Below are 9,345 nucleotides of genomic sequence, written 5' to 3' on the forward strand. Positions count from 1 at the left end.
TTGTGGGCTATCCCCTTTGAGAGGCACAAGTCCACCCCCACCGCCTCCATCATCAGGGGGGATACTTCCCTCAATCTCCCTAATCAGCGCGCGGGTGGCGTTGTCAAACTCCACACGCTGCCCTAGAGCGCGCAAATGGGTTTTAAACTCCTCAATACTATGACTCTTGTTCAAAGCGCTTTTAAGATGGTATTTGAGCGCAGCAACGCGCACCTTGTCATTTAAGGTTCTTGCATAGGGCACATGGGGGGTGGTGCGCACCATAAAATCAAATAACGCCTTAGTAACTTGGTAACTCACAGCCCCCTCTACACTCGTAGCAATCGAGCTACTAAGCACGCCCCCGGTTGTGGGCTTGAGGGCACGGGCTAGTTTGGCGTCTTGGTTAAAGAGACGATGAAAGCCCTTAGCGATCTCTATGAAGTCCTTTGCCCCCTGTGATTGGAATGTGCTTGCCTTGAGCGCGTCCAAATGTTTAAAAAAGGCATGGCTATCAAAAACGCTTAAATCTTCTGTCTCCACTAAAGAGCGCTTAAACAAGCGATCTAACATATGCAACTCTAAGACTTCGCGATTAGGGGCGCGCAGGGCTTGGGTGATCTTGCTTAGATTATCTAGCCGATCCCCCTGCCCTTTAGCATAGGATAACAATTAGTTGAGACTGAGGAGAGCTATGTTGGTAAATGTGATCATTTAGCAAATAAGTTTATGCAACATCATGAATAACATCTAGGCAAACGGGTAAAACAAGCTTGTTTAAATCCAGCCGAATAAATTTTAAATGCCGACATTAACTATTCTTAGAACAGTATCTCCACGATGTAGTGCGAACCCTTTAAAGTAGTGGTGCAGTGTTTGCTCCTGCAAAAATCTCATTGCCATTTTAACGCAATGAGAAAATTCGCAAAAAAATAACTATTACACTTTTTTAAATAGATATCTTTAGCAAAAACTCCTTTGGTGAAAAAGTACACTCGACTGGGTGCTTGAGGTCTTACTTGGGCAAGATAGATACTCAGGATTTTAAGCGTTTGATTTTAGCTCCTAGAGCGCTCATTTTGGATTCTAAATTTTCATAACCTCGATCTAAATGATAAATACGATGGATTCGAGTTTTACCCTTAGCTACCAGTCCGGCTAACACCAATGCGGACGATGCCCTCAAATCGGTAGCCATCACATCAGCCCCCATAAGCATGCCTCCCCCCTTGATACGTGCTAGTGCGCCCTTTAAGCTGATTTGTGCGCCCATACGCTGCAATTCGCTCACATGCATAAAACGGTTTTCAAACAAACGCTCTTCAATCAAGCTTCCCCCTGCACACTGCGTAGCTAATGCCATGAATTGAGCCTGTAAGTCGGTGGGAAAGCCGGGGTATTCGGTTGTGATGATTTCAAAAGGAGCGCGTGTGGAGGCAGGAGATATGTCAATAGTGTGTTGGTTGGGTGCTAACTCTTGGATATCTAGTTTAAAGCCAATTTCGCTCAATTTTCCCAAGACAGCTTCTAAATGATGGACATTAGCATGAGCAAAGCGCATTTTAGAGTTAGTGATAGCCGCTACACAGAGGTAGGTTCCACATTCGATACGATCGGGGATAATCTCTATAGGTTTAAAATTTAAATTTTCTTGTTGTGTACCCTGAATGCAAATTTCACTGCTCCCTATTCCGCTTATTTCCACCCCAGCACTCTGTAAAAACTCGCAAAGTTGCACCACTTCAGGTTCTTTGGCTGCATTGATAATCTTGCTCTCTCCCTTAGCTAGTGCGGCTGCCATGACGATATTTTCCGTGCCCGTAACACTGATCTTATCAAATACCACATCACAGCCTTTTAACCCTCTTTTGGCTTTAGCGACAATGTAGCCTTGTTCAATATGAATCTGTGCCCCCATTTTTTCTAGGGCTTTTAAATGTAAATCTACCGGGCGTGCTCCAATCGCACACCCTCCGGGTAAACTTACCTTGCATTTCCCAAAACGCGCCAATAATGGACCTAACACTAAAATAGAGGCACGCATTTTACGCACAATATCATAGGGAGCCTCTAGATGAAGAATGTGACTAGCATCCAATGTAAGAGTGTGAGAATCTTCCCAAATTATTTGCACGCCCAAGTGTTCTAAGAGAGTTGTCATCGCACGCACATCTGCTACAGCAGGTAAATTGGTGATAGAGGTGTGTGCCCCACCTAGCAGAGCACACGCCAAAATAGGCAGAGCAGCATTTTTGGCTCCTGAAATCGCTATGCTTCCGCCTAAAGGCTCTTGCCCCTTGATTTCTAAATAGTCCACGACGCGTCCTTAGTCTTTTTTCTTGTGTTTGAGCGCAAGCCCTATAGTGTTGGCAATAGATTTAGAGAGCTTAGGATTAGCATTTTCTAAATCATGTCCAAACTTAATGGTCGAATCGATATCGATATATTCGCTCTCGGCGATGTCTTCAATCAGCTCTAACCAGTCGCCTTCTTTGGCATCTTTGGGGAAGATAGTGTAATGTTTGGTGAAGTTCTCTAAAATCGCTTCAAAATCTTCTTGGGTCTTGAGTATCTTAAACTTACTAAGAAGATCCTTTAAGGAGGGGGGTTTAGCGCGGGGGGGTGGGGGCTGGAAATATGTATAGATCAGCCCGATAATGAAAATAGGGAAGGCTAGAAAAAAACCAGCGCTCCAGTAAATGGCATAAAACCACAGATCGCCCATCAGCCCCTCACCAATTGATAAAAATCATTGGTGGCTTGCACAAAGCCATCAAAGCTCCCACAATCATAGCGTTTGCCCTGAAATTTGTAAGCTAAAACCTGCTTGCGTTGGGCTTGCTCAAGAAGTGCGTCTGTGATTTGAATCTCTTGGTTTTTACCCGGTTTGGTGTTTTTGAGCACAGCGAAAATATCAGGAGTGAGAATGTAGCGCCCGATGATGGCTAAATTGCTAGGGGCTTCCTCAGCCTTAGGTTTTTCAACCATGTCCATCACTTGGTAAACCCCATTAGCGATCTCCTGCCCCTTGATTACCCCATACTTATGCACCTCTTCTATAGGTACTTCTTCAATGGCAACAATACAGCATTGGTATTTGGCATAAAGTGCGACCATTTGACTAAGTACACCCGGTCCTTGGGGGTTGATGCACAAATCATCTGCTAATACCACACAAAAGGGCTCATTGCCAATAAGGGTTTGGGCAGTGTAAATAGCATGCCCTAGCCCCTTAATTTCGTGTTGACGGGTGTAAGAAAACCGACAGGCTTGCATAACGGCACGGATACTTTTAAGGTATTCTTCCTTATTCGTGCCATTAATTTGGTGCTCAAGCTCATAACTGATATCAAAGTGATCTTCAATGGCACGCTTGCCCCGTCCTGTAACAATTGCCATTGTATCGCATTTAGCTTCCATCGCTTCTTCTACGCCGTATTGGATCAAAGGTTTGTTCACAATGGGTAACATTTCTTTGGGCATGGCTTTGGTGGCGGGTAAGAAACGTGTGCCGTAACCAGCTGCAGGGAAAAGGCATTTTTTGATCATATTATCTCCTAGATTTAAGTGTGGCGTTAAAAAAGGCATTAAGATCAAGAGGTTTGGCATAGGGAGCAAAAATGCGTTGGTAAATGATGTAATTTGCCATAACCTTTTGCCCATAAATACGGGTTTCTTCGTAGGGTACAAGCTCCATACTTAACCATGGTTCAAACTTGCCATGTCTAAAAAAATGGCGTTGGGTTAAGAGACGCTTGAAAAATCCCGGTCCTGCATTGTAGCAATAGGCGACAAAGAGAGGATGCTCAAATTCGGCTTTGAGATAGTTGAGATAATGGTTACCAAAGGGCAAGGCAATTTTAGGGTTGAACATGTCAGTGAGCTTAGTAGGACCTACACCCATTTGTGCTGCAAAGTGCGCTACATTAAATGGCATGATCTGCATCAAGCCTAAAGCATAAGAACGCGAAACTAGGGCTGGTAAAAGTAAGCTCTCTTGGCGGGCGATAGCGTAAGCGAGGGCTTTTTCTTGTAAAGAGCTCCAAGAAATGATATTTTCATAGGGGGCTAAAAAGTAATATTGTCCCGTGTTGTAACGGCTTAAAAAATACGCCAAATGTGGAAGGGTTTGGGGAGTTTTGAGACTCTCCAGCCTCTGATCGCGCGCTGCGCCCTCTTTCATCGCTAAAGTCTTATCTCTAAAAACCTGCCAAGCAAAAGGATCGGTGATATCAAAGGGAGGATCTTTATAGTGAGCTTGCAAGGTGGTTACTAGCTGATAGGTTGGGACTTTATGCAAATTGAAATTGGCATAAAGACTAAAGAGGTTGGGGTTGCTACTTTGACTCAAGCTCTCCAAAATAGCAGGGTCTTGACTAATTAGGTACTGCCAAAAAAGAGACTTATCTTTAAGAAAAGGAGTGCTAGCTAGATAGGCGCTACGCTTGAAATAATCTAGTGCCTTATCTTCCTTATTCTCAATGACTGCGTTAATCCCAAGCGCAAAAAAGGTTTTATTATCGGTGTTAGTAATATTGGCTTTAGCCAAAGATTTTTTAAAGTGCGTAAAACGCGCATCGACCACAATGCGTTGGATTATTTGGTTGAGCCTAGGGTTATTTTGGTTGATAAAAGATTCAAGCAAAGTGGGATTAATGTGGTGATCTAAAAGTTGCAAGCGCTGTTCATAAGGCAACGCGTTATAAATAAGAACAAGGGTTGAGACACTACTTGCAAAGAGGGCTTTTAGGATATTATGGTGCAATAAAATCCCAATGGAAGTGTTGAGTTTAGGGTAATCTTTGGCTAGTTTGCCCTGTATTAGTTCCAAGAGCGCGCGTTCTGATCTGTGTTTAGCGCTAGCAAAAACCCTAGAAAGATTCAAGCCTAGCGCGATACAATGGGCATCTTTGAGGGCGAGTTCTTTAAGTGGAAGACTACCACAAAGATTAGCAATACCAAAACTCAAAGCCCCTTTGGCGCGCATCGCTTCTTGGATCGCTACGCTTTTGTAAGTTACGAGCTTATAAGCAGCCTTAGCATCTTGGGTGGTGGTGCTCGATTCTTTAAGAAACATCCAAATATAAAAATCGCGCGCAATGCCCGCGGGTTTGCTTTTAAGAAAGTCTAGACTCAGAGATTCAGCCCCTAAGATAGAGCATACAAAACACAAGAGCAAAAGTCTAAACACACTCACCCTTGTGCATAAACAAACAAGAGTTTCACGAAAGTCATGTCAATAAATTGCAAAAGAATAATGACTGCTAAGGCTGAGAGATCGAGCCCATTAAAAACTAGAAAAGGCAAAAGGGATCGCATCTTAGCAAAAAGGGGTTCTGTAAGGCGATAAAGGATTTGCACCAATGGATTGTTAGGATCGGGTCTGATAAAACTTAGAATTGAGGCAATGATAATTACCCAAGTATAAATCGTGATCAAACTATGCAAAATGGTAGCGAGCGCGCCTAAAATAGTATTAAGAACCATAAGAAACCTTTAAGATCAGAATTTCGTGGGCAAAGGCGCGTACAAAGGGATAAAGCAAACTCAGCTCCATGCCGTGTACCTGTCCGGTGAACAAAATACGTAAGGGCTTAAAGAAATCCTTGCCCTTGAGCTGACTAGCTTGCATGGCAACTTGTTTAAAATGCGCAAAATCTTCTAATTGTGCGAAGTCTAAAGTTTGCAAGGCTCTATATAACTTCAGGCAACGATCATAAAAATTTTCCCCTTCATAATCTTGTTCAATATCTTTGGGACTAAACATCGCTTCTAGCTTGCTTTGCAACTCTTGTAAGGTACTAGAGTCTTCTAGGAAAAGACGGGCGAGCGCGCCCTTTTGAGGGTGATCTAACTTTAGGAGATGTTGGAGCTCTTGAGGTTCTAGGTTTAGTAAGTGCTTGTGGTTAAGGTGGCGTAGATAAGATAGATCAAAGCGTGCATTTGCGCTACTTAGTCTAGTGAGTTCAAACCATGCGCAACTTTCATGCAGACTAAAGGTGTCTGTGGGCGGGTTATAGCCCAAAGAAATTAGATAGTTTGCCACACTTTGGGGTAAAAAGCCTTGCTCCAAGAGCCAAACCACACTAGAAGCCGCATCGCGCTTGCTCATTTTTTTACCCGTTTCGTGGTTAAGAATAAGGGGTAAATGAGCATAGGCAATCTCTTGATAGTTGACTTCCAAGACTTGAGCTAAGGCTTGCTGGATGAGAATTTGTTTAGGTGTGTTGCTAATATGATCTTCGCCCCGAATAATATAGCTGATCTTGTAGGTAAAATCATCACATGCACAGGCAAAATTATAAGTAGGGGTTTTATTGGCGCGTAAGATCACAAAGCTGTCAAGCTCATGAGGTTCAAAACGGATCACGCCTTTAATTTGGTCCTTAAAACTGAGCGCGTGCGTGCTTCCTCTCAGGCGCACAACCGGGTTGGGGTTGCTCTTTTCTTGTAAAAGTGCCCAAGCATCGTGGTAACGGAAGGGGCGTTTTTCCTGTAAAGCACGCTGCTTTTGTTCTTGTAAAAACTCAGGGGTGCAATGGCAGTAAAAAGCTAAACCCCGATCTAAAAGTTTTTGTGCATAATCCAAATGCGTGGGTAAATTCGCACTCTGATAGACTAACCGATCCCAAGAAATACCCATCTTACCTAAAAGCTCTAAGATTTCTTGATCCTTATGTGCGATGTTGCGCGCGCTATCCGTGTCTTCAATGCGTACCATCAAGGGACGTTGAAGTTGGCGTGCCACGATGAAATTAAGCAAAGCGGCGCGCAAATTCCCAATATGCATATTCCCAGTTGGTGAAGGCGCAAAACGAAGCATTAAAAAAAGCCTTTTTTGGGTGGGATTATAGCCTAAAGAGTTTTAACTGAAAATATCAAGTGTTGACGATAGGCTAAGCAAAATTTAGCTACAATCCCGAAAACTTTATGGAGAGTTGTTTATGAAAAAAGGAATCCATCCGGAGTATGTGCCTTGTAAAGTTACTTGTGTTACCAGCGGTAAGCAAATCGAGGTGCTTAGCACAAAAAGCGAGTTACGCATTGACATTTCTAGCTTTTGCCATCCCTTTTATACGGGGAGTGATAAGATTGCAGACACAACGGGACGCGTAGAAAAATTTAGACAAAAATACAAAATGCAATAGTTTTGTTAAGTCTGTTGCCCACACCTATTGGCAATCTAAAAGATATGACCTTACGCGCTCTTGAAGTTTTGAGCCGTTGCGATGCGCTTTTATGTGAGGATGTGCGTGTTACTAAGAGGTTGTTGTTTCTACTGGAGAGGGATTTTAAAGTAGCTCACAAGTCTTTTTATCCTTTCCATTCTCATAATCAGGAAGCGTTTTTAAATCGAGTGGGGAGCGCGTTTTTTCAGAATCAGCATGTGGGTTTTATGAGCGATGCGGGTATGCCTTGTGTAAGCGATCCGGGGGCTAGACTAGTAGGTTTTGCCCAAGAGCATGGCATCGATTATGAAGTGTTACCAGGTGCTAGCGCGTGTGTGAGCGCTTATAGTGCGAGTGGTTTTGATATTAAAGCTTTTCATTTTGTAGGATTTTTACCTCCCAAAAGCGCGGAGCGGCGTGCGAAGATCGCTAAACTTATTGCAAGCTGTGCGGCATTGCAAGAAGAAATCGCATGGGTGCTCTATGAAAGTCCTAAGCGTCTGCTAGACACACTTGGCGATTTAGCTTTCATGCTTCCGGAGTGCCCCTTATTTGCCATTAAAGAGATGACTAAGCTTTACGAGCAACGCCACAAGGGTAGTGCCCTAGAAATTTATGAGAAATTTAAAACTCTGCCTCCTAAGGCGTTATTGGGTGAATGGGTGCTAGTGTGTGCTGTGCGCGCGCGCACTGAGCCTAGCTTGTCTTATCGAGAAATTGAAAGTATGGATCTGCCTCCTAAAATTAAGGCGAAGCTGCTTGCTAAACTCAAGGGTATATCGACTAAAGCCCTTTATGCATCGAGTACGCGCCAATGATTCTTTTTGGCAAACAAGTTGTCTTACACATCTTGACGCATTATCCTAGTGTGGCTTTAGAATGGTACTTATCCAAAGAAGTGGATAAGGCTCTTTTTGCGCGTTTGCGCGCACATGGACGCGAACATGGTAGTACCATCGTGCGCGTGGATTCTCAAAAAGCCCAAGCGATGGCAAGAGGGGGCAACCATCAGGGTTTTTTAGCTAAAGTGCACCCCCCCAAGAGTAGTTCTCTTGCTACACTTAAACATATGAATAGGATTTTAGTCCTATGTGGACTCACCGATGTGGGGAATGTGGGCGCATTATTCCGTAGCGTGGCGTGCTTGGGTTTTGAAGGGGTGATTATGGACACGCAATTACCCTATGAAGGGTTAGCACGTACGAGTATGGGTGCGCTTTATGAAGTACCTTTTTGTGTGTGTCCGCGCTTACTAGACACTGTGCAAGAACTCAAAGATGCGGGAGTGTATTGCTATGGGGCGCATATACAAGGGGATGATGTGCGTCAAGTGGTGTTTAAACACCCTTTGGCGATCTTTTTGGGGAGCGAGGGGATGGGGTTAACGCCTAAAATCTTGCGTAAGATGGATCGCATTGTGCACATTGGTATGCAGAGCAAAGTGGGATCGCTCAATGTGAGCGTGGCAGGAGCAATTATGATGGATAGAGCATTATGATAGACGAACAGATTAAACTAGAGGAACTGGATAGGAATTTAGCCATTTTGCGCGAAAAGGGCGTTAAAGAAATCGCTCAAGCGACTAAGATTGCTAATCCTAAACTCGAGGCGATTTTAGAAAAGCGGTTCGAAGATTTGCAACGCGTGCGTGCGGTAGGTTTCATCCAAATCTTAGAAAAAGAGTACGGGCTCAATTTGAGTCATTGGCTTGTAGAGTATGACAAAACCCTCTTTATGAAGGCTCCACTCGTAGAAAACGAAACTAATAACACCACAACAGAACTTCCCTTTGTGGATACTAAACGCACAGATCCAGAAGTGCTTGTTACTTCTTTTAAGTCTAAAAAAACTTCCAAATGGGCATGGTTAGTGCCCTTAGTCTTGCTTGTAGGAGTGGGGGCTTACATTTATCATAGCAGATACGCCCCCAGTCAAGAGGATCAAAATACCCCACCTATCCCCTCGCCCCAAGAATCTATACCGCCCGCCCCACAAACTCCTACCACACCCCCCTCGCCCGCCCCACAAACTTCCTCACAAACTACGCCTCAATCTTCTTCTACCCCCACAATTCAAGATGCATTGACATTACTGGGGCAATCTAAAACCCTAGAAAAACCTGCAGAAACTCTAGAAAAGTCCGCATCAGTTCCAGAAAAGTCTACAGAGATTCCTGTTGATAAAAGCAATGTAGTGG

General features: G+C 43.9%; 9 protein-coding genes and 2 pseudogenes. 4 read left to right on the plus strand and 7 right to left on the minus strand.

The window, feature by feature from the left end; translation table 11 throughout:
• The 7 genes and pseudogenes from C6G87_RS07540 to gltX all read right to left on the minus strand — a co-directional run.
• A pseudogene (locus C6G87_RS07540) lies at window positions 1–651 on the minus strand (hypothetical protein); the annotation flags it as partial.
• Window positions 652–1,015: 364 nt separating this feature from the next.
• Window positions 1,016–2,296, minus strand: a complete 1,281-nt coding sequence (gene murA, locus C6G87_RS07545) for a UDP-N-acetylglucosamine 1-carboxyvinyltransferase (protein ID WP_104752903.1) — start codon at window positions 2,294–2,296, stop codon at window positions 1,016–1,018.
• Window positions 2,297–2,305: 9 nt separating this feature from the next.
• Window positions 2,306–2,704, minus strand: coding sequence for a hypothetical protein (locus C6G87_RS07550; RefSeq protein WP_104752904.1), 399 nt, complete (start codon window positions 2,702–2,704; stop codon window positions 2,306–2,308).
• Entirely contained in the window at window positions 2,704–3,528 is an 825-nt protein-coding gene (gene galU / locus C6G87_RS07555; protein ID WP_104752905.1) for a UTP--glucose-1-phosphate uridylyltransferase GalU, read from the minus strand. The genes C6G87_RS07550 and galU overlap by 1 nt, the downstream gene beginning before the upstream one ends.
• A gap of 1 nt (window position 3,529) precedes the next feature.
• The gene (locus tag C6G87_RS07560) at window positions 3,530–5,170 is read right to left on the minus strand and encodes a lytic transglycosylase domain-containing protein (protein WP_233709068.1); all 1,641 of its coding nucleotides are present in this window, start codon (window positions 5,168–5,170) and stop codon (window positions 3,530–3,532) included.
• A 2-nt stretch (window positions 5,171–5,172) separates the two neighbouring features.
• Window positions 5,173–5,466 (minus strand): YggT family protein, encoded by a 294-nt coding sequence (locus C6G87_RS07565; protein WP_104752906.1) that lies wholly within the window; start codon window positions 5,464–5,466, stop codon window positions 5,173–5,175.
• Complete coding sequence (gltX, locus tag C6G87_RS07570; RefSeq protein WP_104752907.1) at window positions 5,456–6,802, minus strand: glutamate--tRNA ligase; 1,347 nt, start codon at window positions 6,800–6,802, stop codon at window positions 5,456–5,458. The genes C6G87_RS07565 and gltX overlap by 11 nt, the downstream gene beginning before the upstream one ends.
• A 121-nt stretch (window positions 6,803–6,923) precedes the next feature.
• Between gltX and rpmE the strand changes: the two genes are divergently transcribed.
• The 4 genes and pseudogenes from rpmE to C6G87_RS07590 form a co-directional block, all read left to right on the plus strand.
• Window positions 6,924–7,127 (plus strand): 50S ribosomal protein L31, encoded by a 204-nt coding sequence (gene rpmE, locus C6G87_RS07575; protein WP_104752908.1) that lies wholly within the window; start codon window positions 6,924–6,926, stop codon window positions 7,125–7,127.
• Window positions 7,128–7,129: 2 nt separating this feature from the next.
• Window positions 7,130–7,966 (plus strand): 16S rRNA (cytidine(1402)-2'-O)-methyltransferase, encoded by an 837-nt coding sequence (gene rsmI / locus C6G87_RS07580; RefSeq protein ID WP_104752909.1) that lies wholly within the window; start codon window positions 7,130–7,132, stop codon window positions 7,964–7,966.
• The gene (locus tag C6G87_RS07585; RefSeq protein ID WP_104752910.1) at window positions 7,963–8,646 is read left to right on the plus strand and encodes a TrmH family RNA methyltransferase; all 684 of its coding nucleotides are present in this window, start codon (window positions 7,963–7,965) and stop codon (window positions 8,644–8,646) included. Before rsmI ends, C6G87_RS07585 begins: the two co-directional genes overlap by 4 nt.
• Window positions 8,643–9,345, plus strand: a pseudogene (locus C6G87_RS07590) (hypothetical protein); the annotation flags it as partial. The gene C6G87_RS07585 and the pseudogene C6G87_RS07590, both read left to right, overlap by 4 nt.

The organism is Helicobacter baculiformis, assembly GCF_900197685.1.
Lineage (GTDB): Bacteria > Campylobacterota > Campylobacteria > Campylobacterales > Helicobacteraceae > Helicobacter > Helicobacter baculiformis.

Bases quoted from the DNA above. Each gene is read 5' to 3' on its own strand.
- C6G87_RS07550 (WP_104752904.1), bottom strand. From the start codon at position 2,704: ATGGGCGATCTGTGGTTTTATGCCATTTACTGGAGCGCTGGTTTTTTT.
- C6G87_RS07585 (WP_104752910.1), top strand. From the start codon at position 7,963: ATGATTCTTTTTGGCAAACAAGTTGTCTTACACATCTTGACGCATTAT.
- rpmE (WP_104752908.1), top strand. From the start codon at position 6,924: ATGAAAAAAGGAATCCATCCGGAGTATGTGCCTTGTAAAGTTACTTGT.
- gltX (WP_104752907.1), bottom strand. From the start codon at position 6,802: ATGCTTCGTTTTGCGCCTTCACCAACTGGGAATATGCATATTGGGAAT.
- C6G87_RS07565 (WP_104752906.1), bottom strand. From the start codon at position 5,466: ATGGTTCTTAATACTATTTTAGGCGCGCTCGCTACCATTTTGCATAGT.
- galU (WP_104752905.1), bottom strand. From the start codon at position 3,528: ATGATCAAAAAATGCCTTTTCCCTGCAGCTGGTTACGGCACACGTTTC.